Source organism: Stenotrophomonas sp. GbtcB23, from assembly GCF_019091045.1.
GTDB lineage: Bacteria > Pseudomonadota > Gammaproteobacteria > Xanthomonadales > Xanthomonadaceae > Stenotrophomonas > Stenotrophomonas rhizophila_A.
On sequence record NZ_JAGXKC010000014.1, the window covers coordinates 1 to 25,822 of the forward strand.

At 67.8% G+C, this 25,822-nt stretch carries 19 protein-coding genes and 1 riboswitch; of the genes, 7 read left to right on the forward strand and 12 right to left on the reverse strand.

Annotated elements, in window-relative coordinates; all coding sequences use genetic code 11:
- From KVS69_RS07850 to KVS69_RS07860, 3 genes are all read right to left on the reverse strand, one after another.
- Positions 1-371, reverse strand: a 371-nt coding sequence (locus KVS69_RS07850; protein ID WP_217537668.1) for an alpha/beta hydrolase, incomplete at its 3' end; no start/stop codon positions are given.
- A complete protein-coding gene (locus tag KVS69_RS07855; RefSeq protein WP_217537669.1) occupies positions 368-1,282 on the reverse strand; it encodes an alpha/beta hydrolase in 915 nt (304 codons plus the stop codon). The genes KVS69_RS07850 and KVS69_RS07855, both read right to left, overlap by 4 nt.
- A 71-nt stretch (positions 1,283-1,353) precedes the next feature.
- Positions 1,354-2,178, reverse strand: a complete 825-nt coding sequence (locus tag KVS69_RS07860) for an alpha/beta hydrolase (protein ID WP_217537670.1) — start codon at positions 2,176-2,178, stop codon at positions 1,354-1,356.
- Between the two features lie 217 nt (positions 2,179-2,395).
- On the opposite strand from KVS69_RS07860, the gene KVS69_RS07865 reads away from it, so the two are divergent.
- Complete coding sequence (locus KVS69_RS07865) at positions 2,396-2,929, forward strand: hypothetical protein (RefSeq protein ID WP_217537671.1); 534 nt, start codon at positions 2,396-2,398, stop codon at positions 2,927-2,929.
- On the opposite strand, the gene KVS69_RS07870 is transcribed toward KVS69_RS07865, so the two are convergent.
- Together KVS69_RS07870 and KVS69_RS07875 are read right to left on the reverse strand one after the other, a co-directional pair.
- Complete coding sequence (locus KVS69_RS07870; protein ID WP_093535221.1) at positions 2,926-3,549, reverse strand: response regulator transcription factor; 624 nt, start codon at positions 3,547-3,549, stop codon at positions 2,926-2,928. The genes KVS69_RS07865 and KVS69_RS07870 overlap by 4 nt on opposite strands.
- Before the next feature lie 363 nt (positions 3,550-3,912).
- Complete coding sequence (locus KVS69_RS07875) at positions 3,913-4,602, reverse strand: MltR family transcriptional regulator (RefSeq protein WP_217537672.1); 690 nt, start codon at positions 4,600-4,602, stop codon at positions 3,913-3,915.
- Between the two features lie 426 nt (positions 4,603-5,028).
- On the opposite strand from KVS69_RS07875, the gene KVS69_RS07880 reads away from it, so the two are divergent.
- The 5 genes from KVS69_RS07880 to KVS69_RS07900 all read left to right on the forward strand — a co-directional run bounded on the left by KVS69_RS07880 (position 5,029) and on the right by KVS69_RS07900 (position 14,482).
- On the forward strand, positions 5,029-5,661 hold the full coding sequence (locus tag KVS69_RS07880) for a TetR/AcrR family transcriptional regulator C-terminal domain-containing protein (protein ID WP_184126243.1): 633 nt from the start codon (positions 5,029-5,031) through the stop codon (positions 5,659-5,661).
- A 50-nt stretch (positions 5,662-5,711) separates the two neighbouring features.
- A complete protein-coding gene (locus tag KVS69_RS07885) occupies positions 5,712-6,812 on the forward strand; it encodes an efflux RND transporter periplasmic adaptor subunit (RefSeq protein ID WP_217537673.1) in 1,101 nt (366 codons plus the stop codon).
- The gene (locus tag KVS69_RS07890; protein WP_217537674.1) at positions 6,809-9,874 is read left to right on the forward strand and encodes an efflux RND transporter permease subunit; all 3,066 of its coding nucleotides are present in this window, start codon (positions 6,809-6,811) and stop codon (positions 9,872-9,874) included. The genes KVS69_RS07885 and KVS69_RS07890 overlap by 4 nt, the downstream gene beginning before the upstream one ends.
- A gap of 106 nt (positions 9,875-9,980) precedes the next feature.
- Positions 9,981-12,341: a TonB-dependent receptor gene (locus tag KVS69_RS07895; RefSeq protein ID WP_217537675.1), complete on the forward strand. Its 2,361-nt coding sequence runs from the start codon at positions 9,981-9,983 to the stop codon at positions 12,339-12,341.
- Positions 12,342-12,358: 17 nt separating this feature from the next.
- On the forward strand, positions 12,359-14,482 hold the full coding sequence (locus KVS69_RS07900) for a phospholipase C, phosphocholine-specific (protein WP_217537713.1): 2,124 nt from the start codon (positions 12,359-12,361) through the stop codon (positions 14,480-14,482).
- 12 nt (positions 14,483-14,494) lie between these two features.
- Here KVS69_RS07900 and pnuC read toward each other — a convergent pair whose 3' ends face one another.
- The 4 genes from pnuC to KVS69_RS07920 all read right to left on the reverse strand — a co-directional run bounded on the left by pnuC (position 14,495) and on the right by KVS69_RS07920 (position 19,273).
- Entirely contained in the window at positions 14,495-15,079 is a 585-nt protein-coding gene (gene pnuC, locus KVS69_RS07905; RefSeq protein ID WP_345776794.1) for a nicotinamide riboside transporter PnuC, read from the reverse strand.
- Positions 15,076-17,247 carry a TonB-dependent siderophore receptor gene (locus tag KVS69_RS07910; protein WP_217537676.1) on the reverse strand — a complete coding sequence of 724 codons (2,172 nt, stop codon included), beginning with the start codon at positions 17,245-17,247 and terminating at the stop codon, positions 15,076-15,078. Before KVS69_RS07910 ends, pnuC begins: the two co-directional genes overlap by 4 nt.
- Positions 17,248-17,314: 67 nt before the next feature.
- Positions 17,315-17,410: riboswitch (TPP riboswitch) on the reverse strand.
- Positions 17,411-17,451: 41 nt separating this feature from the next.
- The gene (locus KVS69_RS07915) at positions 17,452-18,588 is read right to left on the reverse strand and encodes a phosphotransferase (protein ID WP_217537677.1); all 1,137 of its coding nucleotides are present in this window, start codon (positions 18,586-18,588) and stop codon (positions 17,452-17,454) included.
- A gap of 46 nt (positions 18,589-18,634) precedes the next feature.
- Positions 18,635-19,273, reverse strand: coding sequence for a response regulator (locus KVS69_RS07920; protein ID WP_068848316.1), 639 nt, complete (start codon positions 19,271-19,273; stop codon positions 18,635-18,637).
- 78 nt (positions 19,274-19,351) lie between these two features.
- Here KVS69_RS07920 and KVS69_RS07925 point away from each other — a divergent pair, with 78 nt between their 5' ends.
- Positions 19,352-22,930: a transporter substrate-binding domain-containing protein gene (locus tag KVS69_RS07925; RefSeq protein ID WP_217537678.1), complete on the forward strand. Its 3,579-nt coding sequence runs from the start codon at positions 19,352-19,354 to the stop codon at positions 22,928-22,930.
- Positions 22,931-22,990: 60 nt separating this feature from the next.
- Here KVS69_RS07925 and KVS69_RS07930 read toward each other — a convergent pair whose 3' ends face one another.
- The 3 genes from KVS69_RS07930 to KVS69_RS07940 form a co-directional block, all read right to left on the reverse strand.
- A complete protein-coding gene (locus KVS69_RS07930; RefSeq protein ID WP_345776796.1) occupies positions 22,991-23,347 on the reverse strand; it encodes a c-type cytochrome in 357 nt (118 codons plus the stop codon).
- A 29-nt stretch (positions 23,348-23,376) separates the two neighbouring features.
- Entirely contained in the window at positions 23,377-25,053 is a 1,677-nt protein-coding gene (locus KVS69_RS07935) for an electron transfer flavoprotein-ubiquinone oxidoreductase (protein ID WP_217537679.1), read from the reverse strand.
- 213 nt (positions 25,054-25,266) lie between these two features.
- On the reverse strand, positions 25,267-25,767 hold the full coding sequence (locus KVS69_RS07940) for an N-acetyltransferase (RefSeq protein WP_217537680.1): 501 nt from the start codon (positions 25,765-25,767) through the stop codon (positions 25,267-25,269).
- Positions 25,768-25,822 lie beyond the last annotated feature (55 nt).

The window sequence follows — 25,822 nt, forward strand, 5'->3', positions numbered from 1 at the left end:
GGCCAGCGCGCCAGGCACACCCGTGCGGCCTGCCCACCCCGCGACCAGCCGCCCAGAACGAAGCGCTCAAGCTGCAGCGCTTCGGCAAGGTCGTTTGCATCCTGGGCCAACGCGGTCGGGCCGTAGTCGGGCGTGCCGGTCGACGCGCCCAGGCCGCTGTAGTCGAACGTGATCACGCGGAAGCCCAGCGCCGCGAGCGCATCAAGGAAGGCGGGGTCCCAATAATCCAGTGTCCCGCGGAAGCGCGTACACAGCAGCAGCGGCGTGCCACTGCCGATGTCACGGTAGGCAAGGCGACGACCCTGCACCTCCACGAAACGGTCCGGCGCTTCGATCGCGCTCATGGTTGTCGCAGGGAGCGAAGCACTCATGCGCTGCGCTCCGCATCGGCCGCGGCGGCGGCGGTGAGGTGCCGCTCGATCCATTGCTGGAAGTCGCGCACCACGCCTTCGCGCCCTGCATCGTTGAGCAGGTCATGGGCGTGGTCCTTGTAAAGCAGCAGCGTCTTGTCGGTTGAACCGGCGTTGTCGTCGAACACCTGGCTGCCGGCGGGGACGGTGACCTTGTCGGCGGTGCCATGCGCGATCAGTACCGGCAGGCGCAGGCTCGGGAAACCGCGCTTGAGCCGGTCGATGCCGACCAGCATCTGCGCCACGGTCAGCGCCGTCTGCTTCTCGTTGGCGATGAGGGGATCGGCATTGAGCGCCGCTACCACCTCGGGCAGCCGCGAGAATTCCTTGTTGGGCAGCTTGAGCACCCGCAGCTTCGGGAACGGGCCACTGAGCCAGCGCACCAGTGCCAGTACCGGCGCCGGTGCCGGCACCTGGAAGGCGTAGCTTTCGCAGATCAGGCCGGCCAGTTCGTCCTGGTGCGCCAGCGTGTACGCCGAGGCGATCACCCCGCCGGCACTGTGCCCGAGCAGGAATACCGGCAGCCCGGGTTCGCGCGAGCGCGCGACATCCAGCAGCGACTGCACGTCGGCCAGGTAATCGTCGAAGTGCTCGACATGGAAACGTTCACCAGTGGATTTGCCGCGGCCGCGCAGGTCCACGGCATACACGGCCAAGCCCATCGCGGTGAACTGCGCGGCGGCCCACTGGTAGTGCCCGCTATGGGAGTTGAAGCCGGGCACGATGGCCAGCACCGCGCGCACCTTCCCGGTCGGGCGCCAGCTGCGGATGAACAGCTCGCGCTCGCCGCCGCTGATGAATTCTTCGCTGCGGGAGGGGCCGCGGACGTCGGACGGCACGGCATGCAGGGCTGCGGGGGGAACAGTATTCATGGCAGGTCCTCGGTGACGAAGCAGCGCGCCTGCATGGCCGGCGCGTAAGGGGTGCGCGGGGGAAGGCGCGCTCAGGTGCTGAGGAACGCGAGCAGGTCCTGGTTGAGCTGCTCCTTGGCGGTATCGCCCAGGCTGTGGCCACCGCCGGGGTAGATCTTCAGCTGGGCGCCCTTGATCAGCGTCGCCGAGCGCAGCGCTGCGGCCTTGATCGGCACGATCTGGTCGTCATCGCCGTGGATGATCAGGGTGGGAACATCGAACTTCGCCAGGTCGGCGGTGAAGTCGGTTTCGGAGAACGCCTTGATGCAGTCGTACGCATTCTTGTGGCCCGACTGCATGCCCTGCGTCCACCACGAGCGGATCAATCCTTCGGATACCTTGGCGCCCGGGCGGTTGAAACCGAAGAACGGACCTGTCGCCACATCCAGGAAGAACTGCGCGCGGTCGGCCAGGTAGGCGCTGCGGAAACCATCGAACACCTCGATGGGCAGACCGTCGGGATTGTCGGCGGTCTTGAGCATGATCGGCGGCACCGCGCCCATCAGCACCGCCTTGGCCACCCGGCTGGTGCCATGCCGGCCGATGTAGCGCGCCACTTCGCCGCCGCCGGTGGAATGACCCACCATGGTGACCTCGCTCACTCCAAGGTGCGCGAACAGCTGCGCCAGGTCATCGGCATAGGTGTCCATGTCATTGCCGTTCCACGGCTGGCTGGAGCGCCCGTGCCCACGCCGGTCGTGGGCGATGCAGCGGTAGCCGTTGCTGGCCAGGAAGAACACCTGGGCTTCCCAGGCATCGGCGTTGAGCGGCCAGCCATGGCTGAAGGACACCACGGGGCCGCTGCCCCAGTCCTTGTAGTAGAGGGAGGTACCGTCGGACGTGGTGAAGTAGCTCATGGCAGCCTCGGCAGAAGGGACGTGCGCAGCCTCCCACGCACGCGCAGGGCGGGGCATCGGTCGTTCGGGCGCGCAGGTGCTCCCCCATCCGGGGGCTGCGGCGCCGTCGCCCCCACATGGGGGATTTACGGATAACCCGGCCGGCGGCGGCCACCGGCCCGCGTCGGCGCTACCCTTGCCAGCAGCACGACGTCGCGCCGTGCATCGGGAGAACGCCATGCTCGACCGCCTGGCTGTGCTGGATGAGATCCTGGAGCGCCACGCCAATGTGCTGGGCCGGGACTTCCATCCCTACCGCAACCACACCTACCGCGTGGCCAATTTCCACTGGTGCATGCTGCCGGGCACGGTGCACGATCTGTACGCCCTGTCGGTGGCCGTTGCGTTTCATGATCTTGGGATCTGGACTGCTGGGACCTTTGATTACCTGGCGCCTTCCGAAGCGCTGGCCCGGCAGTACCTGCTCGAGCAGGAGCGGCCGGAACTGGTGCCGGTGGTGGTGGCGATGATCAGCGAGCACCACCGGATCTCGCGCGTCCCACCGGACCAGGACCGCCGCATCGAGGCGTTCCGCCGCGCCGACTGGATCGATGTTTCGCTGGGGCTGCTCCGCTTCGACCTGCATCCGGATGACTTCACCCGCGCCGTAGAGCGATTCCCGCGCCTGGGCTTCCACCTGCGCCTGGTCCAGTTCTCGCTGCGGCATGGGCTGCGCCATCCGCTGCGGCCGCTGCCGATGATGAAGCGCTAGTCGTCCAGCCGCACCAGCCCACGACGCAGGGCGATATGGATGGCTTCGGTACGGGTGCGTGCACCGATCTTCTCGAAGATGCGCGCCAGGTGTGACTTCACCGTTTCCGATGAGATGCCCAGGTCATTGGCGATGCGCTTGTTCTCCCACCCCTGCGCCAGCGCGGCCAGGATGGACTGCTCGCGCGCGGTCAGCGGTTCCTCGCCGATGTGCTGGGCGATCTCTTCGGAGATCTCCGCCGACAGGCAGCGCTTGCCCTGTGCCACGCGGTGCAGCGCCTCCACCAGTTCGCGGCGCAGCGAGCTCTTCAGCAGGTAGCCGCAGGCGCCCGCTGCCAGTGCGTCGCGCGCATTGGCATCGCCCCGGTAGGTGGTCAGGATGACCACGCGGGCCTGCGGAAACTCCGCGCGCAGGCGACGGGTCAGTTCGATCCCATCCACACCGGGCATCTGCAGGTCGACCAGCGCGATGTCCGGCCGCAGGCGCCGGTACTGTTCGATGCCGTCCAGTGCATCGGCGGCCTCGCCGACCAGTTCCAGGCCCGGTTCCACCTCCAGCATGGATGCGATGCCCTGGCGGATCAGGGGATGGTCATCGATGGTCAGGATGCGGAGGGTCATGGCAAGGTCCTGGTGAGGAGTGCACCGTGCATCGTGGCGCTGCCCAACGCAAGCGCTTTCCTCAGCGCCGGAAGCCCCGCCAGCGTGGCAGGCGCACCGCTACCCGGGTGCCGCCGGTGCCCAGTGCCTGCACCGACAACGTGCCGCCGCACAGTGCCGCGCGTTCGCGCATGCCAGGCAGGCCCCAATGTCCTTCGCTGCCGCCGTGGACGACAGACCAGAGCGCCTGCCAACGCCAGCATCGCCAGCACGAACCAGCTGGTCTGCCAGAACGCCGGCAGCACGGTGCCCCCGTTCCGGTGTCGTCGCTGCGATCAGCCGGAACTGGTAGGTGTCCGGTGCAAGTCTCCCCTTTGTACGTAGTTACCGCGCGCCAACTGACTCATGCTCGTGCTTCAGTGGATACTCGGCACCTGTGACGTCCGTGAACACCTTTGACACAATTTGGTATGCACCTGCTCGGTCGGGGATGGAGAAGTCCGGATGAGCCTCGATAGCCTCCGTCGATTCAAATGCAAGGGTGACATGGGTGAGGAGACCCATGACCGACCGTCTGAACTTGGAGCCTGCATCAGCAGTTTCGAGAACCCCATGAAAGACTAGGTTGTTGCAAAGACCCTTCACTTTTTCGTCGTCATAGCTGAGGGGAGCTGCATGATGGGCGAACTGATTTCTGATGTTTCGAATGGTATGTAAGTCCTTCTGGGCGTTCTTTGGAATCACTCCAATCAGGTAGGCAAAATCTATCCGAGAGGAAAAAGTGCCTAATGCTCCATTGAAGTCGAAAACTCGCTTTCTTACCTTTCTATCCTGGACCAAGCGCTTCTCGATAAGTCCCTTAAGCTTGTCGTCCAGAAAGGCTGCGGCCATGAGAACTGCGCCTCTATCGGTTTCGCCAAGAATTGACGACCTAAATTCGTAGATTTCCTTGATGCGGTTCGCAGACTCATTGGGGAGTTGCGAAGCCAGTTGGTCCATAAGTGCATTCAGTACTGTCTGAACCTTTTCGTATTCCTCAATCGACACTGTGGTCTTTTCGCGTTCCCTGCTCATACCGGTCTCCAATACGTCCAATGCTGTTGTTAAAGGCTCACCCAAGGCTATCCTGCACGCCGTCCGCTTGCGAATGCAATCGCTGCAGATCTAAGTCGGGTCCACTGCAAGTACGCGGCGATTACTGAGGCTGTCAACGAGCCAGATTCGCTTCTGCAGCCGCAGCTGCAATCTGGGCGCCGGTAGAGTCGCTCGCCAGACGACTGCCGACGCCAGTGATCAGCGCAATTGACGCATGAAACCCAGCCGAAGAAACGCGAAGCCTAGTTCGGGTGGACCGGCCCCACGCCAAGACGTCAATGCGTCACGGTGGCTATGCACCAAAAGCGGGGGGGGCGGGTCCGGAATCAGGATACGCCAGCCATTGCGCCCAACAACCTAACACTGTTAGATTCGCCCCCTAACAACGTTAGGTAGAAGCCCCCAGTGCGTCAACCCATCGCCCGGGACAACATCGTCGGTGCCGCCTTCAAGATCCTCGACGAGGCCGGCATGGAGGGCGTGACCCTGCGCAAGGTGGCCTGCACGCTGGGCATCCGCGCGCCGTCGCTGTACTGGCACTTCAAGAGCAAGCAGGCGCTGGTCGATGCCATGGCCGACGCCATGATCGTGGACGTGGCCCGCGACATTCCCGAAGGCCAGCCCTGGCGGCAGACCCTGCTGCAGATCGCCCGCGAATTCCGGGTGGCCTTCAAGGCCCGCCGCGACGGTGCGCGGGTGTATGCAGGCACGTTCCTGGCCACCGAGAACGTGCTGCGGGTGGGCGAGGCCAGCATCGCCGCGCTGGTCGGCGCCGGTGCGTCGGTGCGGTTCGCCGCGACTGCCTCGATGGACCTGGTGTACTACGCGATGGGCTTTGTCATCGAAGAACAGTCCTGGCCCGGCGACGGCAGCATGGAAGCGCTGGGCGAGGCCTTCATGGCCTTGGCCGAAGCGCGTTTCCCGCACTGCTGGGACGCCCGTGAGGTCTGGAGCGAGGTCGATTTCGACACGCGCTTCGAACAGGGCCTCGGCCTGATGCTCGACGGCATCGAGCTGCGCCTGGCCCGAACACCCTGATTCGTTTTCCCTTTCCCCTGTTCCCGCGGTTTCGACACGGAAGCTCCTCCATGCGTGCACCTCTTCTCCGCAGTTCACTGCTCCTGCTCACCCTCGCCCTGGTCACCGCATGCGGCGGCAAGGACGAAAAAGCCGAAGCGGAGGCAGCGGCGGCCAGCTCCGCGCTGCCGGTTTCGCTGGCCACCGTGCAGCAGCAGACCATGGCGCGCACGGTGCTGGTTTCCGGGCCGGTATCCGCGTACGAGGAAATGCAGCTGGGCGTCGAAATCAGCGGCCAGCGCGTGACTGCACTGCCGGTGGACGTCGGCCAGTGGGTCAAACAGGGCCAGGTGCTGCTGCAGCTGGACCACCGCACGCTGGACAGCGAACTGGCCCAGGCCGACGCCTCGCTGAAGCAGGCGCAGGCGGCGCAGGACCTGGCGCGGATGAACTACGAGCGCAGCGCCAAGCTGGCCGCGCAGCAGCTGATCAGCGAAAGCAGCCTGGACGAGCTGCGCGCCAACCGCATCAATGCCGAAGCGCAGACCGCCACCGCCCGTGCGGCGCGTGACGCGGCCAAGCTGCGCCGCGACTTCGCCGACCTGCGCGCGCCGGCCGATGGTCTGATCTCCAAGCGCCTGGTCCAGCCCGGCCAAGTGGTCTCGGCCGGCACCGAGCTGCTGCGCCTGATCCGCGACGGCCGCCTGGAATGGCGCGCCGAGTTGCCCGAAGACCAGCTCACCGGCGTGGCCGTGGGCAACACGGTGGAGCTGCCGTATGCCGGTGCCGTGGTCACCGGGCGCATCCGTGCGGTGACCCCGGGCGTGGACGCGCAGACCCGCACCGGAACGCTGTATGCCGACCTGCCCGAGCCGGGCACGCTCAAGCCGGGGGTGTACGTCGAAGGCCGCATCGTCACCGGCGAGGGCCCGGTGCTGACCCTCCCGACCGCCGCGATCGTGCAGCGCGATGGCCACAGCTATGTGTTCACGGTGAACGACAAGCAGCAGGCCGCGCGGCTGCGCGTGCGCACCGGCCAAGCGGTGCAGGGCCGTACCGCCATCCTCGACGGCGTCAAGGCCGGCGACCGCGTGGTGGTGGACGGCGCCGGCTTCCTCGGTGAAGGCGATCGCGTGCGCGTGGTGGCCGATGCCAAGGCAGCCGCGAAATGAATGTCTCCGCCTGGGCAATCAAGCGCCCGTTACCCGCGCTGCTGATCTTCTTCGTGCTGTGCGTGGCCGGCCTGTGGGGCTTCTACCAGCTGCCGGTCGCCCGCTTCCCCGACATCGCCTTCCCGATGACCACGGTCACCGTGACCCAGCCGGGCGCCTCGCCCAGCCAGCTGGAGGCGGAGGTCACCCGCAAGGTCGAGGACTCGGTGGCCACGGTCAACAACGTCAAGCGCGTGATCTCCTCGGTCAGCGAAGGCGTCAGCACCACCACCATCGAATTCCAGCTCGAGGCCGACCTGGCCACCGCGCTCGACGATACCCGCGATGCGGTCACCCGCATCCGCACCGACCTGCCGCAGGACATCCAGGAACCGGTGATTTCCAAGGTCGATATCGGCGGTTCGCTGATGACCTACGCGCTGGTCGCCCCGCACATGACCCCGGACGAGGCCAGCTGGTTCGTGGACCGCGACATCTCGCGTGCGATGTACGGCGTGCCGGGCGTGGCCCGGGTCACCCGCGTGGGCGGCGTGCAGCGCCAGGTGCGCGTGGACCTGGACCCCAACGCCCTGATCGCGATGGGCATCACCGCCGGTGATGTCTCGCAGCAACTGGCGCGCATCCAGGTCGAGCGCGCCGGCGGCAAGGCGGAGATCGAAGGCGCACAGCAGACCATCCGCACCCTGGGTACGGTCGGTGACGCGCAGTCGCTGCGCGACTACTCCATCGCGCTGCCCGACGGCCGCGCGGTCCGGCTGTCCACCCTGGCCACGGTGACCGACGCTGCGGCCGACCCCACGGAAGCGGCGTTGCTGGACGGCGAGAAGGTCGTGGCATTCTCGATGTCGCGCACCCGCGGTTCCAGCGAAGTGAAGGTGGAAGCCGGCGTGCATGACGCGCTGGACAAAATAAAGGCCGAGCACCCGGGCATCGACTTCCGCCTGGTCACCACCGCCATCGACGAAACCCACCGCTCCTACGATTCGTCGATGACCATGCTGTGGGAGGGCGCGCTGCTGGCCCTGCTGGTGGTGTGGCTGTTCCTGCGCGACTGGCGCGCCACCTGGGTATCGGCGCTGGCGCTGCCGCTGTCGATCATCCCCACCTTCGCGGTGATGTACTTCTTCGGCTTCACGCTCAACATCATCACCCTGCTGGCGCTGTCGGTGGTGGTCGGCATCCTGGTGGATGACGCGATCGTGGAAATCGAAAACATCGTGCGCCACCTGCGCATGGGCAAGCCCCCGCTTGAGGCCGCGCGCGAAGCCGCCGGCGAAATCGGCAATGCGGTGATCGCCACTTCGCTGACCCTGGCCGCCGTATTCGTGCCGGTGGCATTCATGCCCGGCATCGCCGGCAAGTTCTTCCGAGAATTCGGCTGGACCGCGGCAACCGCCGTGCTGTTCTCGCTGCTGGTGGCGCGCCTGCTCACCCCGATGATGGCCGCCTACCTGCTCAAGCCGCACGGCGAGGAGAAGCCCGAATCGAAATTGATGGGCTGGTACCTGGGCTGGGTGGACAAGGCACTGCGCCACCGCGGCTGGACCCTGTGGCTGGCGTTCGCCATGTTCGTAGGGTCGCTGGCGTTGGTCCCCTTGATCCCGGCCACCTTCATTCCGCAGTCCGACCTGGGCCGCAGCAACCTCAATCTGGAGCTGCCACCGGGCACCCGCCTGCAGGAAACCGTGGCCGTGGCCGAACGTGCGCGTGCGCTGCTCAAGGACATGCCCGAGCTGAAGCAGGTCTACACCGCCGTGGGCGCCGTGCTCGACCTGGGCGACCCCAGCGCCACCGGCGTGGGCGAACCGCGCAAGGCCACGCTGATCCTGGATTGGGGCGTGGCCGATGACCGCGACCGCGACCAGCGCGCGCTGGAACGCGATGCGCGCGCACGCCTGGCCAACCTGCCCGGCGTCCGCGTGAGCTATGTCAGCTCCGAGCCGGGCAACCTGCTGCAGCTGGTGTTGTCCGGTGACGACCCGCAGCGCCTGCAGGACGCGTCCACCGCCCTGGAACGCGACCTGCGCGGCATCCAGGGCCTGGGCAGCGTGACCTCCACCGCCTCGCTGCTGCGCCCGGAACTGCAGATCGTGCCCAACGCCGCACGCGCTGCCGACCTCGGCGTAGCCACCCAGGACATCGCCGAAGCGGCGCGCATTGCCACCGCCGGCGACTACGAGCAGCGCCTGGCCAAGCTCAACCTGCCTGATCGACAGGTGCCGATCCGGGTCGGCTTCGCCGAGGCCACGCTGGCCAACCCGGCGCTGATCGGGCAGTTGCGCGTGCCCGGCCGCGATGGCCCGGTGCCGCTGGCGGCGGTGGCCGAGATCCGCCAGGGCAGTGGCCCGTCGCAGATCTCGCGCTACCAGCGCCAGCGCAACGTGACCCTCACCGCCGAACTCAACGGCCGCCCGCTGGGCGATGTGATGACCGAAGTGCAGGCCTTGCCCAGCGTCAAGCAGCTGCCGCCGGGCGTGACCTTCCTCAACACCGGCGATGCCGAAGTGTTCGTGGAGCTGTTCATCGGCTTCATGCTGGCCATGGCCGCCGGCCTGATCTGCATCTACATGGTGCTGTTGCTGCTGTTCAACCACGCGCTGATGCCGGTGACGATCCTGGCGGCGGTGCCGCTGTGCGCCGGCGGTGCGTTCGGTGCGCTGCTGATCACCCAGAACATGCTCTCGCTGCCAGCGCTGATCGGGTTGCTGATGTTGATCGGTATCGCCACCAAGAACTCCATCCTGCTGGTGGATTACGCGGTGATGGCCGAAGACGAACAGGGCATGAGCCAGCATGACGCGCTCATCGATGCGTGCCGCAAGCGCGCCCAGCCGATCATCATGACCACCCTGGCGATGGGCGCCGGCATGATGCCGATCGCGCTGGGCTTCGCCGGTGATTCCAGCTTCCGCGCACCGATGGCGATTGCCGTGATCGGCGGCCTGATCACCTCCACGCTGCTCAGCCTGATCGTGATCCCGGCGGCATTCACCGTGATGGATGACCTCGGCGAATGGATGTCGCGCAGGTTCCGCCACCGCTCCACGCACGGCGCGCATTGAGGGAATGACACGTGCGCGCGACGGAACACCCGTCGCGCGCATGTCATGGGCACGTAACCCCAGCTGCCAATACTGCCGGCCGACCCCACTGCCGCGCCCATGACCGATGCCCACTGCTGGCCGTTATCCCCGTGTCTCGCTGCTCGCCCTGTTGCTTTCTGCTTCCGTACAGGCCATCGCCGCCGAACCGGCACCCGCCGATGACGCGCGCACGCTGGACCAGGTACAGGTCATCGGGCAGGCCACCAGCTTCGCCAAGACCACCGTGAGCCAGGAAACCCTGCAGCGCCAGCAGATCCTGGGCAGCGTCAACAACGCGCTCAATGAACTGCCCGGCGTGGTGGTGAGCGAAGCCGACGCCACCGGCTCCTCGGTCTGGGGTACCCAGATCAGCATGCGCGGCTTCGTGACCAACCGCGACACGCAGCAGATCGGTACCACGATCGATGGCCTGCCCAACGGCGGCTCCGGCTACGGCGGCGGTTCGCTGGCCAACCGTTACATCGACACGCTGGACCTGGAGACCATTGAAGTCAGCCAGGGCACGGCGGACATCTCCTCGCGCTCCAACGAAGCGCTCGGCGGCACGCTGAACTTCCTTACCAGCGACCCGCTGCAGGACGCGCGCCTGCGCATGGTCGCCGGTGGCGGCGACAACGACGCGCGCAAGTACTACGTGCGCTATGACACCGGCGTGCTCGGTGGCAACACCCGCGCGTGGGTCAGCGCCTCCTCAGCCCGCGTCAACGACTGGATCGACGGCAGCGGCCACGTCAGCAACGATCACCTGGCCGCCAAGTTCATCACCGAGCTCGACCGTTGGACGCTGAGCGGCTACGCCTCGTACAACGATGCCGACGAGCCCGAATACACAAGTGTCACCCCGGAAGCGTTCGCGACCAACCCGGATCGCGACGGGCTCACCGGCACGCTCACCGGCATTCCCTACCTGGACCAGAACTTTCGTTCCGGTTCGCGCGCGCTGCGCGAGAACACCTTCGGCTACCTGCGCGGCGCGTTCGACAGCGGCAACGGGTTCAAGCTTTCGCTCACCGGCTACGCGCACAAAATGGAAGGCCGTGGCGACTGGCTGCCACCCTACCTGGTGCAGGCGCGCAACGATGGCGTGGGCGCGCCGGAATCGGAATACCTTGGCGGCAGCACCGTGTACGGCGGCAGCGCGCTGGGCCAGTTCTACTTCGTCAATCCCGATGGCAGCGCCGCGCAGATGCGCGCCGGCTGCGTGCCGCGCGCCGGTTTCAGTGCCGAGTACGACCCCAACTGCTACGCACCGGGCGTGCAGGGCGTGCAGTCCTACCGCCATTCGCACTACGACAACGACCGCGCCGGCGTCACCGCCGACGTGGAATGGAAGCAGACTCTGGGCACGGTCGACAACACCGTGCGCGCTGGTGTGTGGCTGGAGCAGTTTGATCGCAGCGTGCGCCGCGACTGGCACCGCCTGCTCAACGTCGGCACCGACATCAGCTTCGACCACCAGCCGTACTGGGTGCAGTTCGAAGACCGCTACAAGACCGATGAGCAGATGTACTACGTGGAGGACGTGGCGCGCTTCGGGCCGTTCAGCGCACGCGTGGGGGTCAAGCAGTTCTTCGTCGACCAGAAGCGCAACCGCGTGATCGGCAGCGCCGAGAACGTGCGTTCGGATTCGAAGTCCGACCCGCTGGTTTCCGCCGGCGGCACCTGGACCCTGCCGGTGGCAGGGCTGGAACTGTTCGGTGGCTACTCGCAGAACTTCGCCGCCATTCCCTCCGGCGTGCTTGGCGAGACCGACGCGCAACGCTTCTCGCGGGTGGAACCGGAAACCGCCGACAACATCGAGCTCGGCCTGCGCGTGAGCCGCTGGCCCTTGACCGGCTCGCTGACCCTGTACAACATCAAGTTCGACAACCGCATCGTCTACCTGCCCGCGCGGCTGGCCGACGGCATCGATTACCTGGACGAGACCGATGGCGTCTACGAGAACTTTGGTGGCGTGGAAAGCACCGGCCTGGAAGCCGCGCTCGGCTATGGCTGGGACAACGGCTGGCGCATCAATGGTGCCTACACCTACAACCGTTCCAAGTACCTGGGCAGCGGCAACGTGGCGCGCGACACCGAACTGGGCATCGTCGACGGTGCACAGGTGATCGGCCAGCCCAAGCACGTGCTGGTGGTCTCGGCCGACTGGCAGGGCGACAGCTGGAACGTCGGCCTGTCCGGGCGTTACCTCGGTGAGCGTTACCTGGATGCGGCCAACGACAACCGCCTGCCGTCGGCCACGGTGTTCAACGCCAACATCGGCTTCGACCTGCAAAGCCTGTCGCCGAAGCTGAAGGGCGTGGGCGCCAACCTGGTGGTCAGCAACCTCACCGACCGCCGCTACCTGGCCGGCGTGGACGGCAGCGATTCGGCCTTCATCGGTGCGCCGCGCACCGTGGGCTTCTCGGTGCGGGTCGACCTGTGAGCCCTGCGCGCCCGTCCTTGCCTGACAGCGGCCGGCGCCGGCTGCTGCAGGCCGGGCTGGCCGCCGGCATCGGCGCGCTGATGCCCAGCATCACGCGTGCGGCGGCGATCGCCCCGCATGCGCGCAGCCGCAGCCTTGAGGATGTGCAGCACATCGTGGTGTTCATGCAGGAGAACCGCTCCTTCGACCACTACTTCGGCACGCTGCCCGGCGTGCGCGGCTTCGGCGACCGCTTCGTGGTGCCGGCGGCCCCGCTGGCCGCCGGGCAGCCACGCCGCAACATCTGGTTGCAGCCGAACGCGGCCGGCACCCACGGCATCGCCCCGTTCCCGCTGGATACCGCCGCGCACTTCGGCTACATGCGCGTGGAAGGCACCCCGCACACCTGGCCCGATGCGCAGCGTGCGTGGGACCACGGGCGCATGGCGCATTGGCCGGCGGCCAAGCAGGACCATGCGATGGGCTACTACCGCCGCGATGACATGCCGTTCCAGTTCGCGCTGGCCGAGGCCTTCACCGTGTGCGATGCCTACCACTGCGCAATGCAGGCCGGCACCAATCCGAACAGGCTGTTCCTGTGGACCGGCCACAACGATCCGCACGCACGCGGCGGCGGGCCGGCCGTGGCCAACTCGCACGACAACTTTCCGGAACTGGGCGGCAACCCCGATTCCTACACCTGGACCACCTACGTCGAGCGCCTGCAACGGTCGGGCATCGACTGGCGGATTTACCAGGACATGGCCGACAACTTCACCGACAACCCGCTGGCCGGCTTCGAGCCGTTCCGCCAGGCGTGGCGCGGCGCGCCCGGGCATGACGCAGCGCTGCGCGAGCGCGGGGTCAGCACCCGTGGCCTGGCGCAGCTGCGCGAGGACGTGCTGAAAGGGCAGCTGCCGCAGGTAAGTTTCATCATTGCCGATGCCGCCGGCAGCGAACATCCCGGTCCGTCCAGCCCTGCCCAGGGCGCGGCCTATACCGCGCGCGTGCTGGATGCGCTGACAGCGGACCCGGACGTCTGGAGCCGCACCGCGCTGCTGCTGATGTTCGACGAGAACGATGGCTTCTTCGACCACATGCCGCCGCCTGCACCGCCGTCGCGTGATACCACCGCCACGGGGGGTTGGGCAGGTGCTTCCGCAGTGTCCACCGACGGCGAGTACCACCTGCATCCGTCGCCGGGCAACGAAAAGGCCGACCCGCTTGACCTGCGTGGCCGCCCCTACGGGCTGGGCCCACGCGTGCCGCTGTACGTGATTTCGCCGTGGAGCCGGGGCGGCTGGGTCGATTCGCAGGTGTACGACCACACCTCGGTGATCCGCCTGATCGAGCGCCGCTTCGGGGTGCCTGCACCGGAACTGTCGCCGTGGCGCCGCGCGGTGTGCGGCGACCTGACCGGTGCCTTCGATTTCACCGCATCCGATACGCGGCCCTTCGTTGCGTCGCTGCCGGCTACCGCTGCCGTCGCCGCGCGGGCGGCGGCGCTGCCCGGGCGCACGGTGCCGGCGCTGCCGGCAGACCTTGAACCGGCAAAGCAGGAACCGGGTGTGCGCCCGGCGCGCGCGTTGCCGTACCGCCCCCAGGCGGAGATCGCACTGGATGCGGGCAACACCAAGGTGCAGCTGACCCTGGGGTGCGAAGGCGCCGCCGCGGTACTGCACGTCTACGACCGGCTGCGGCTGGAGGCGATTCCGCGCCGCTACACCGTGGCGCCTGGTGCGCCGCTGCAGGATCATTGGCCGCTGCACGCAGGGGAAGGCTACGACCTGTGGCTGCTGGGCCCGAACGGCTTCCACCGGCAGTTCCGTGGCGCTGCCAACGCCGCTGCACCGGTGCAGGCGTCACTGCGCGGGGAGGGCGGGCAGTTGAAGCTTCAGCTGCACAACACCACGGCCACCGCGCAGGCCGTCAGCGTACGCGCTGCCGTCTACGCCGGCCGCATGCCGGAACGTGAGCTGCAGCTGGCGCCGGGGCAGGCCATGGAGATCCGCTGGAACGCCGCTCCCACGGCAGGCTGGTACGACCTGGAGATCCAGCAGCCCGGCGTGATGCAGCGCCTGGCCGGGCGCATCGAAGATGGCCGGCCGGGCAGCACCGACCCGGCGCTGGGCACCGGGGCGATGCGTTTTCTGCTCGACTGAGGCATTACGCGCCTAGCGCGGTTTCAGTGCCGCCCCGGCATGGCCTGCGGCCGACCACGCGCGCAGGCCCATTACGGCCAGGCCGACGAACACCAGGTACAGCCCGGCGGTGATGTCCAGCGATTTGGCCAGGTACATGCCCACGTAGACCACGTCCACCACGATCCACAGCCACCAGGTGGCCACGTGCCGGCGTGCCTGCCACCACTGCGCCACCAGGCTGAGCGCGGCCAGCATCGCGTCCAGCCAAGGCAGCGCGGCATCGGTCCAGGTGTGCATGGCCGCGCCCAACGCGATGCCGAAGACGATGCCCACGCCGAGGTCACGCAGCAGCTGCGGGCGCGGCAGCGGCACGATCACGATCGCGCCATCCTGCTCGGCATGCCGGTGCCAGCTCAGCCAGCCGTACAGCAGGAAACCGCCGAAAGCGACCTGCAGCAGGGTGTCCGAATACAGCCGTGCTTCGATGAACACCACCGCATACAGGCCCACCGCCAGCAGTCCCACCGGCCACGCCAGCACGCGGCGCTTGGCCATCAGCCACACCCCCAGCAGGCTGGCGGCGACGGCGCTCCATTCGAGCAGGAGCGCGCTCACAGGCCGAAGGTGACCGACAGGCGCGCCTGGCGCGGCGCACCGGCGAACAGGTAGTAATCGCCATAGCTGCTGCCGGTGTCACGCCAGTAGAAGCGGTCGAATACGTTGTCCACCGACAGCGTCCAGGTCACCGGATGCTCGCGCAGCGCGTGCTGGAAGCGCACACCGGCATCGAACACCGAATACGAGGGTGCCTTGACGCTGCCATCCACCGTGGCCACATTGGACGAGGCATAGCGCCAGCCGCCACTCACCGCCAAACCGGCCACGAACGGCAGGGCATAGTCCACGTGCACGGCCGCACGCACCTTGGGCACGTTGACCAGCTGCTGGCCGTCGTAGAACGCGGTGCCGGCATCGCGCGCGCGCGCCTGCAGCACGCTGGCGCTGGCGTTCAGCGCCAGCCGCTCGGTGACCTGGCCATTGGCGGTCAGCTCCAGCCCGGTGTGTGCCTGGGTACCTTCCTGCACGAAGGTGAAGCCGGCCTCGCTGGCGTCCGGCTTGGCGTACTGGAACGGCTGGGTGGTGCGGAACACCGCTGCGCCCAGCATCAGGCCGTCGGTGGCGGCGTACTTGACCCCCAGCTCGCGCTGGCGCGACTGCATGGCCGGCAGGAAGGTGCTGCCGTTGGAGGTCCAGAACGGCGCTTCCTGGCCCAGCGACAGGCCTTCCACGTAGCTGGCGTACACGTTCAGCTGTTCGGTGGCCTGCCACACCAGCGCGGTCTGCGGCAGGAACTGCGACAGCCGGCTGTGCCGTTCCGGGGTGCCGCGCTTGTCGTAGGCGCGCTCATCCAGGCGCACGTAGCGGCCGCCGGCCAGCCACTGCCAGTCATCGCCGAAGTGCATGCGGTCCAGCGCGAACACCGCGCGCTGCCAGCTGTCCAGGCGCCGCGCGGACGGGCCCGGCTGCAGCGGCGAGGGATCGAACACCGGCACCTGCGCATCGCCGATGTTGGCCGTGCCCACGTACTCGTTGACGTTCTGGCGCTTGTCCACGGTGCGGTGGAACGCGCTCAGCCCCACCGACAGTTCGTGTTCCACCGCGCCGGTGCTGAAGCGGCCGCGCAGTTCGCCGCGTGCCTCGTCATTGCGGCGCACGTCGTCGGGGCTGCGGTAATCGTAGATGTCGTAGTCGCCGTTGGGCGCGAAGTAGTTGCCCGGCACGCTGCCATCGGCGCAGCCGGCAGCGTAGTAGCAGCCGTACGCAAAGGCGACGTTGTCCTGGATCACCGAGCGGCTGTGGCCCACCGACACGCGCGACTGCCAGGCCGGGCTGAAATCGTAGGTATGCAGCGCGGTGAGGTTGGTGCTGTCGATGCCCACCGGCTGCTGCCACGGCTGGTGGCCCAGCATGCGGCTGCGGTCCACGCCGCGCGGCAGTTCGCTGCCGCCCAGCAGCTGGTAACCGGACGCCGAACGCTGCGCGCTGGTCTGGTAGTTGGCATCCACTTCCAGCTTGCCGCGTTCGCCGATCAGCCAGTCGGCGGCCAGCGAATAGAAGTTGCGGCGGCCGTCGGCATGCTCGATGTAGGACGAGGTGTCATCCCAGGCCGCGTTGAAGCGCAGCCCGAAGCGCGGGGTAAGCCAGCCGCCCAGGTCCACCGCCGCGTAGCGCGAGCCTTCCGAATCGGTAGCCAGGGTGATGTTGCGCACATCGGCGGGGCGCTTGCCGACGTAGTTGATGATCCCGCCCGGCGCCATCACGCCCGCGGCCAGCCCGGCTTCACCCTTGAGGATTTCCACCTGCTGCACGTTTTCCAGCGCCAGCCGCTGTTCGCCGGCGATGGACAGCCCGTTGAAGCGGTAGCCGGTGGCCGGGTCCAGCGCGAAACCGCGGATGGCGATGTTCTGGTAATAGCCCACCGGTGCGTAGCTGTCGCCCAGCGACGCGTCGTGCCGGGCCAGCTCGGACAGGGTGCGCACCTGCAGGCGATCCAGGAAGGCGCTGTCGAGCACGTTGACCGAGGCCGGGGTGTTCTTCCAGTCCGCGCTGCCGAAGCTGCTCGAGGGCGCCAGCGGCGCGGCGGGCTTGCGCGCCTGTACGCGGATGCCGGCCAGGTCGGTGGGCGAGCGCTCGCCCGCGGCGCTGTCGGCGTCACTGGCGTACAGCGGCAGGGCGGCGCAGAGGGCGGCGGTCAACAGCGTGAGGCGGTAGCAGCGGTTCATTCGATTCGTCATCAGCCAGAGGAGACGAAGCGACGGCGCGCAGGCGCACCGGCCCGCAATGGGGGATGCGCTCGCTGCTCAAGCTCCCTACGCCGGTGCAAACCGGATCAGGTTCCAAGGGACTCTCTCAGCCTGGCAACGCCAGGCACCCCCGCTTCAGTGGCTAGTTTCACACCAATCGGCCGCCGTTGCGACCCCGGTGGCTCAGGCAGCGGCGTGCACGGCATCCAGCAGGGCCCGGCCCGGGCGGCTGGCGAACCAGTCGGCATGGCCCAGCAGGAACGTGTGGTACGCCACGTCGGCGTTGGCCGGAGAGCCGGTAACCCCTTGGAAGTACTCCACTTCCGAAAGGGCGAAGTCCAGGTGCACCACCGGCAGCAGGTCGGCCAGCAGGTGCACCTGGGCGGCCCCCAGCGGCCGTACCTGGCGGTAGCCGGCCAGCAGCGCCAGCGCGATATCGGCATGCGCCACCGGGCCATCGCCGCCTGCATCCAGCCAGGCGATGGCATTGCGCTCGATCGCGGTGGCCAGGTCGAACAGGGCACTGGTCGGCGAGGCCAGGCCGAAATCGAACACGGTGGCGATCGACGCCGTGGCGCCCTGCCCGTGCCAGAGCAGGTTGGAGACGTGCCAGTCGTTGTGCCCCCACAGCACCGGCTCGGCGGCCAGGCGGTCGCCCAGGGCCGCGTGCCAGGGCAGCACCGCGCGCTGCAGGTCGTGTTCCCACTGCTGGCGCGACAGGTAGCTGGCCAGCCCCGGTCGGTCGGGCAGCTCACGCTTCAGCAGTGAAAGTGGATCAGGGGCGCGGATCAGGTCATCGCGCGCCACCAGCAGGTGCGTGCTGCGCTGGGGCGCGCGGTAGCTGGCCGATGCAAGGTGCAGGCGGGCCTGCATCGCACCGGCAGTGCGCGCCTGCGCGGCATCGCCGAGCGGTGTCCAGGAGGGGCTGTCGCGGTACAGGTCATGGCCGTCACCCTGCGCGTGCAGTTCGTAGGTCCAGTTGCCATGGGCGATCGCCGTGGCGCCATCGCAGGCCTGCAGCACCTGCACGACCGGGAGTCCGGCAGCGGCCAGGTGCGCGATGAAACGGTGCTCTTCAGCCAGCACGTCGGCCGTGCGCACGCTGCGATGGTGGCGTTTGATGAAGCAGCGCCGTGATCCGCACTCCACCAGCGCGGCCGCTGAAAACGGTCGCGGGCTGTGCCACACCACGTGGCAGTCGCCCTCAAGCACCGGATAGTGCCCGCGCAGCCAGGCAAGTTCGGCGTCGTCGATTGCAGGCCAATCTGCGGCGACGTCATCGTTGTCCAGGCCCTGCACGCGGTGATCGGTGTTCGTCATTGAAACGGTAGTGTCGGCAAACAGGGCATGGATCGGTGACGCACTTTCAGAAGCGGTGGATCTTGATGTAATCGAACAGATCGGCGTCATTGTCCAGGCCAAGCTTGAGCATGGCATCGCCTTTCTGCCGGCTGATGGTGCTCACGCTCTTGTGCAGTTTCGCGGCGATTTCCTTGACGATCAGGCCGCTGCCCAGCAGGCGCAGGACTTCCACCTCACGGGGCGACAGCGCGCGTGCGCGATCGTCGCCCATGCCCTCCGTGCCGATCTTGTCGATGCGTTTTTTCAGGGTGCGGCTGACATACGGCTGGCCGCGGTGCACGGTCTGGATCGCCACCGGCAGTTCTTCCATCGACGAGGTCTTGTCGACCAGCCCGAGCACGCCGGTTCCAACCACCATGCGCAGGATCGCCAGGTTGTTGGAGACGCTCAGCATCAGCACCGGCAGGTCCGGATAGTGACGGCGGACCTGGCCGATCATGGCAAAACCGTCAGGCTGGCCGCCGCCGGGCATGGAGTAATCGGTGACCAGCACGTCGCACTCCTTGACCTTGAGCACGGCCAAAAGCTCATCCACGCTGCTGGCTTCGGCCACCACGTGGCCCACGCCACTGGATTCGATCACGGATTTGGTGCCGATGCGGACCACCGGGTGGTCGTCGGCGATGATTATGCGCAAGCTCATGGAATAGTATGGCCGTTAAGGCAGCGGCCCCTCGGGGCACGTCGCGGTGGGCGGATCACTCCTGGGAGAACTGACAGCATGCGTACCTCGGTTGTCCGCTGGCTGGTCGTGCTGGGCCTGGTGATCGCGCTGGGCGCCATCGCGGCTCCGGCGCCTGCACCGTCGCTGTCACCGCGCCAGGCTGAATGGATCGACCGGAACCCTACCATCTTACTGGGGCTGTACGACAGCGGCTGGCCACCATTCGAATTCATGCACAACGGCCGCCCCGATGGACTCGGCTACGACTACCTGATGTTGTTGACCCGGCAGCTCGGCGTGCGGGTGAAGGTGCGGGTGTATCGCGATTGGGCAGACGTGCTGGATGCGGCATGCCGGGGCGAGGTCGACGTGGTGATGAACATCACCCTCACCCCGGACCGCACCCGCTGCATGGTCTACACCGGCTCCTACGCCGACGCGCCGTTGGCCCTGGTGGGCCGGGTGGGCGATACCCGGACCTCAAGCGACCCGGACCTGGCCGGGCTGCGCGTGGTCACCGAGCAGGAATTCCTTACCAGCAACCAGGTGCGTTCACGCTTCCCCGCCGCCCGCCAGGTAACCGCGCCCAATACCCGGGCCGCGCTGGCGATGGTGGCCCAGGGCAAGGCCGATGTGTACATCGGCAATGCGCACGTCGCCAGCACCCTGATCCGCGAGCAGGACATTGACGGTATCGCCCTGCTGCGGCCCAGCGACCTGCCGCCCGAGCGCCTCCACTTCGGCGTGCCCAATGCCCGCCAGCCGCTGGCAGAAGCGCTCGACAGCGCGCTGTCCACCGTGACCGCCGCGCAGCGCGAGGCGCTGTACAAGCGCTGGCTGCCGCCACTGCAGTGGTCGGCGCAGTCGCGGCTGATCCTGGGCGAGGCCGAACGCCGCATCCTGGCCACCCCGTTGCGCATGGGCTATGCGCCGAATGGGGCGCCGCTGTCGTTCATCGATGCGGCCGGCGAACCCAGCGGGGTGGCCGGCGATTACCTGCGCCAGCTGCGCATGGTCGGGGCACAGTTGAACCGCGTGCCCGCGCACGACTGGTTCGAGGTGCGCGAGCAGATGCGCCGCGGCGATGTCGATGTGGTGATGGGCATGCCGAACGATGCGCATTACCTGGGCGATGACTGGGTTTTCAGCCAGCCCTTCATCAGCGTGCCCAACGTGATCGTCACCCCGAACAACAGCCGTTCGGTACTGGGGCTGGGCGACCTGGATGGGCGCAGCATCCTGCTCTCCGACCCCGAGCGCCTGCGCGGCTACATCCTCCAGTACGCGCCCAAGGCGCGCATCGTGCCGGCGCGCGGCGTGGAGCAGGCACTGTCGCGACTGGCCAATGGCGACGCCGATGCCTACGTGGGCAACCTGGCGATGGTCGACCGCGTGGTTCGCGAGGTGTATCCGGCCAAGCTGCACGTGGCCGCGCCGGCGGGCTTCAGCGACCAGCTGTCGCTGGCCGTCAAACGCCAGTACGCGCCTCTGGCCACCACCTTCGACCGGGTGCTGGCCAACCTCACCCCACGCGAGCACGCCGCCATCCGGGGCGACTGGCTGCTGGCCGAATACCGCACCGGGCTGGACTGGCGCTCGGTCGCGCGCTGGGCGGTGCCGCTGTCGCTGGTGCTGCTCACCGGCATCATCGTGCATGGCTGGGGCTACTGGCGGCTGCGTCGCGAGGTCGGCATGCGGCGCCGGCTGGAACAGCGGCTGGTGGAAGTGACCGACAACCTGCCGGCGATCGTCTACCAGGCGCGCCGTGACAGCGATGGCCGGGTGACGTTCCCGTACATCACCGGCGACCTGCAGTCGATGTTCGGGGTCAGCACCGCCGAAGTGGTCGCTGATGAAACCCGCCTGGTCGACCAGATCGACCCGCGCGACCGCGAGGCGGTCAACCGCGCGCTGCACGACGCCGCGCGCGATTTCTCCGCGCTGGACATGGAGTTCCGCACCAGCCCGCACGGCGCGGTGCGCTGGGTGCGTACCCGCGCATTGCCGTATGCCGCCGAACACGGTGTAGTGCTGTGGAGCGGTTACTGGGTGGACGTGACCGAAGCGCGCGCACAGGCCGATGCCCTGGCCGCCGCCAAGTCCGACGCCGAACGGGCCACCGCGGCCAAATCCAATTTCCTGGCCACCATGAGCCACGAAATCCGCACGCCGATGAGTGGCGTGCTGGGCATGGTCGAAGCGCTGTCGCACACCGACCTGGATGGCGAGCAGCGGCGCATCATCGCGGTCATCGAGGATTCGGCGCAGATGCTGCGGCAGATCCTGGATGACATCCTCGACTACTCGCGCATCGAAGCCGGCGCGTTGCCGCTGGAGCCGCAGCCGGTCATGCTGCGCAGCCTGCTCGACAACGTGCAGCAGCTGCTGTCGCCACAGGCCTCCAGCAAGAACCTTTCGCTCAGCCTGGAGGTCGATCCCGCCGTCGCCCACCAGCACCTGGTCGATGGCATGCGGCTGCGCCAGATCGTGTTCAACCTGCTCAGCAACGCCATCAAATTCACCAACGAAGGCGCGGTGACCATCGCATTGAGCGTGGAGCGCGATGATGAGATGGCGCAGGCGTTGCGGCTGACGGTGGCCGACACCGGTATCGGCATTTCACCCGAGCAGCGCGAGCGGCTGTTCAAACCGTTTGCCCAGGCCGATGTGGCGATCACCCGCCACTACGGGGGCACCGGGTTGGGCTTGAGCATCTGCCAGCGCCTGGTGGGGTTGATGCGCGGGCGACTGGAGATGCACAGCGTGCCGGGCGAGGGCACGCGCGTGGAGGTGCTGTTGAGCCTGCCGCTGGTGCCCGGCGAGGAAACCGTGCGTGACGAGCAGCGCCCCGGCGGCGACGTCGACCCGCTGCCGCCGGGCCAGGCACGGCGCCGGGTGCTGGTGGTGGAAGACCATCCCACCAACCAGGCCCTGATGCGCTGGCGGCTGCAGCAGCTGGGGCTGCAGCATGAGCTGGCGGTGGATGGCGAAGCCGCGCTGGCGTTGCTGGCATCCTCGCATTTCGACCTGGTCATCACCGATTGCCGCATGCCGGTGATGGACGGCTACACCCTGACCCGGCGCATCCGCGAGCGCGAACGTGGCAGGGGCCAGCGCATGCCGGTGCTGGCGCTCACCGCCAGCGCGCTGGCCGAAGACGTGCAGCGCTGCCGCGAAGCCGGCATGGATGACCTGCTGGCCAAGCCGGTGGCGCTGGCCACGTTGCGCCAGGCGCTGCGCCGCTGGCTGCCCTCGGACGATGCGGACGACGCTGTGCGTGACGCCACGCCGCCGGTGGAAGCCGCGCCTGCGGTGGCGCCCACGCGCGCGGCGATCGTGCGCCGCTTCGGTTCCGAACACGTGGCCACGGTGCTGATCGACAGCATGCGCCAGGCCACCGCCGACGACCTGCAGCGCGGCTGGGAAGCGCGCGACATGGGCGACAGCAACACCGCGGTTGAGGTGCTGCATCGTATCGTCGGAGGGCTGGGCACGCTGGGCGCCGAAGCACTGGCCACCCAGGCGCGCGACCTGATGCAGCGGATTCCAGAACACGGCCTGACGGCCAGCGCCGACGACATCCGCGCGTTCGAGGACGCCTTGCAGGTGTACCTGGCCAGCCTGGACGAATCGTAGGGACACCCCATGGGTGTCCGCGCGATGCCTGATCAAAGCGCAGACACCCATGGGGTGTCCCTACGGCTGTTCCTTCAGGTATTCGATGACCAGCCGCCGGCGCTCCGGATCCGCCGTCGCATTGACCATCCTGGAGCCCGGCACCACGGTGGCCGGAGAGCGCAGGAACGCGTCCAGGGTCTGCTCGGTCCAGACCAGGTCGGCGCGCTGCATCGCAAGCGAGTAGGGATAGCCGGCCACGCTGCCCGCGCGGCGCCCCAGCACGCCGTGCAGGTTGGGACCGAAGCGGTGCACGCCGCCGGCAGTGACCGTGTGGCAGCCACCGCAGATCGCGAACGCACGCTGGCGTTCCTGCTGCCGCGCCTGCTCGGGCGTCTGCGGCGTACGTGCGCACGCGCCCAGCAGCAGGCAGCACATCAGCACCAGCAACCGGCGCGGCAGCCGCATCACATCGCCGGGTAGTTCGGCCCGCCGCCACCTTGCGGAGTAACCCACACGATGTTCTGGGTGGGGTCCTTGATGTCGCAGGTCTTGCAGTGCACGCAGTTCTGCGCGTTGATCTGCAGCTGCTCGTGGCCTTCGCTGCCGACGAATTCGTACACCCCGGCCGGGCAGTAGCGCGCTTCCGGGCCGGCGTACTCGGCCAGGTTGACCCGCACCGGCACGCTCGCGTCCTTGAGGGTCAGGTGCGAAGGCTGGTCTTCTTCGTGGTTGGTGCTGCTCAGGAACACCGAGCTGAGCCGGTCGAAGGTGAGCACGTTGTCCGGCTTGGGGTACACGATCCTGGTGTGCTGCGACGCCGGTTCCAGGCACTCGTGGTCAGCCTTGCTGTGGCGCAGCGTCCACGGCGGGTTGCGGATGCCCAGCTTGGGCAGCAGCCACTGCTCGATACCGGTCATCAGCGTGGCCACGCTGCGGCCCTTCTTGAACCACTGCTTGAAGTTCTTGGACTGCTTCAGCTCATCATGCAGCCAGCTGCCTTCGAATGCGGCCGGGTAGGCGCTGAGCTCGTCGCGCTGGCGATCGGCCACCAGCGCATCGAAGGCCGCATCGGCGGCCAGCATGCCGGTCTTGATCGCCGCGTGGCTGCCCTTGATCCGGCTGGCGTTGAGGTAGCCGGCTTCGCAGCCGACCAGCGCGCCGCCGGGGAACACGGTCTTGGGCAGCGACAAGAGGCCACCGGCGGTGATCGCACGCGCGCCGTAGGCGATGCGCTTGCCGCCTTCCAGGTGCTTGCGGATCGACGGGTGGGTCTTGAAGCGCTGGAATTCCTCGAACGGGCTCATCCACGGGTTGCGGTAATCCAGCCCGACCACGAAGCCCACCGCGACCTTGCCGCCGTCGGCGTGGTACAGGAACGAACCACCGTAGGTATCGCTGTCCAGCGGCCAGCCGGCGGTGTGCACCACCAGGCCCGGCTCATGCTTGGCCGGGTCGATCTGCCACAGCTCCTTGATGCCGATCCCGTACGCCTGCGGGTCCTTGCCGGCGTCGAGCTGGAAGCGTGCGATCAGCTCGCGGCCCAGGTGGCCGCGCGAGCCTTCGGCGAAGATCGTGTACTTGGCATGCAGCTCCATGCCGCGTTCGAAGTTGGGCCCGTGCGAGCCATCCTTGCGGATGCCCATGTCGCCGGTGGCCACGCCCATCACCGCGCCGTTCTCGTCGTACAGCACTTCGGCGGCGGCAAAGCCGGGGAAGATCGCCACTTCCAGCGCTTCGGCCTGCTGCGCCAGCCAGCGGGTGACCTCGCCCAGGCTGATGATGTAGTTGCCTTCGTTGTGGAAGCATTCCGGCAACAGCGCATGCGGCGTGCTGCGCGCGCCTTCCGGGCTGAGGAACAGGAATTCGTCGCGGGTGACCTTCTGCTTCAGCGGCGCGCCGCGTTCGGCCCAGTCCGGGAACAGTTCGGTCAGCGCGCGGGTATCCATGATCGCGCCGGACAGGATGTGCGCGCCGGGTTCGGAGCCCTTTTCCAGCACGCACACCGACAGCTCGCGGCCGGCCTCGATGGCGCGCTGGCGCAGGCGGATCGCGGTGGCCAGGCCGGCAGGGCCGGCGCCGACGATCACCACGTCGAATTCCATGGCTTCACGCGGGGGCAGGGCAGTGGTTTCTTCGCTCATGGGGGTGCGTAACTCGTGGGTAGTGCCGTCCCGGCCGGAGCCGGCGGCGGTTGCCTGGGAATCGCGCGCGACGTGTCACTGCGCAATGCTGGATCAAGCCATCAGGGTAGCGGCACGCGGCGTTTCCGCCTAGTTCGCCGACATTCGCTGTCATATGGTGCGTCGCATCAATCCAGCACGGGCGGTGATCGTACGGGGATTGCGGACAGCACGTCAGCTCGCGGCCCCGAACGCCGCGTGATACTCCACCTCGGCATCCGGACACCCACCGTGCAGCCGCAGCGAATGGAAATACGCCGCCGGCACCCCGGGCAACCGCAGGCGCGGTTCGGCCCGGAACCCGAACCGGCCGTAATACGCCGGATCCCCCAGCAGCACGCAACCGGCCGCACCGCGCGCCCGCAGTGTCTCCACTGCTGCCCGCATCAACGCGCTCCCCACACCCTGCCCCTGCCGCCCCGGTGCCACCGAAATCGGCCCCAGCCCATACCAGCCCGGGCTGCCATCACTGAGCTGCACCTTTGACAGCGCCACATGCCCGACGATGCCATCGGCGTCTTCGGCCACCAGGGAGACCGCCAGCGCACCTTCGCGGCGCAGCGCATCCACGATGTACTGCTCGGTGTGGCTGCTGTGCGGCGCATCGACGAACGCTGCGCGGGTGAGGGCATGAATGGCGTCGGCCTCGCCGGGACGCTCGCTGCGGATCTGCATGGGCGGAGATCTCTGCGGGAGGAGGTCGCCATTGTACCGGCGTGGTGCGGCGTGC

What these genes read in the sequence shown, in the direction of transcription:
- KVS69_RS07855 (WP_217537669.1), bottom strand. Translation starts at nt 1,282, where the DNA reads ATGAATACTGTTCCCCCCGCAGCCCTGCATGCCGTGCCGTCCGACGTC.
- KVS69_RS07920 (WP_068848316.1), bottom strand. Translation starts at nt 19,273, where the DNA reads ATGAGCTTGCGCATAATCATCGCCGACGACCACCCGGTGGTCCGCATC.
- KVS69_RS07865 (WP_217537671.1), top strand. Translation starts at nt 2,396, where the DNA reads ATGCTCGACCGCCTGGCTGTGCTGGATGAGATCCTGGAGCGCCACGCC.
- KVS69_RS07885 (WP_217537673.1), top strand. Translation starts at nt 5,712, where the DNA reads ATGCGTGCACCTCTTCTCCGCAGTTCACTGCTCCTGCTCACCCTCGCC.
- KVS69_RS07940 (WP_217537680.1), bottom strand. Translation starts at nt 25,767, where the DNA reads ATGCAGATCCGCAGCGAGCGTCCCGGCGAGGCCGACGCCATTCATGCC.
- KVS69_RS07875 (WP_217537672.1), bottom strand. Translation starts at nt 4,602, where the DNA reads ATGAGCAGGGAACGCGAAAAGACCACAGTGTCGATTGAGGAATACGAA.
- KVS69_RS07930 (WP_345776796.1), bottom strand. Translation starts at nt 23,347, where the DNA reads ATGTGCTGCCTGCTGCTGGGCGCGTGCGCACGTACGCCGCAGACGCCC.
- KVS69_RS07870 (WP_093535221.1), bottom strand. Translation starts at nt 3,549, where the DNA reads ATGACCCTCCGCATCCTGACCATCGATGACCATCCCCTGATCCGCCAG.
- KVS69_RS07925 (WP_217537678.1), top strand. Translation starts at nt 19,352, where the DNA reads ATGCGTACCTCGGTTGTCCGCTGGCTGGTCGTGCTGGGCCTGGTGATC.
- KVS69_RS07890 (WP_217537674.1), top strand. Translation starts at nt 6,809, where the DNA reads ATGAATGTCTCCGCCTGGGCAATCAAGCGCCCGTTACCCGCGCTGCTG.
- KVS69_RS07895 (WP_217537675.1), top strand. Translation starts at nt 9,981, where the DNA reads ATGCCCACTGCTGGCCGTTATCCCCGTGTCTCGCTGCTCGCCCTGTTG.
- KVS69_RS07860 (WP_217537670.1), bottom strand. Translation starts at nt 2,178, where the DNA reads ATGAGCTACTTCACCACGTCCGACGGTACCTCCCTCTACTACAAGGAC.
- KVS69_RS07915 (WP_217537677.1), bottom strand. Translation starts at nt 18,588, where the DNA reads ATGACGAACACCGATCACCGCGTGCAGGGCCTGGACAACGATGACGTC.
- KVS69_RS07910 (WP_217537676.1), bottom strand. Translation starts at nt 17,247, where the DNA reads ATGAACCGCTGCTACCGCCTCACGCTGTTGACCGCCGCCCTCTGCGCC.
- KVS69_RS07935 (WP_217537679.1), bottom strand. Translation starts at nt 25,053, where the DNA reads ATGAGCGAAGAAACCACTGCCCTGCCCCCGCGTGAAGCCATGGAATTC.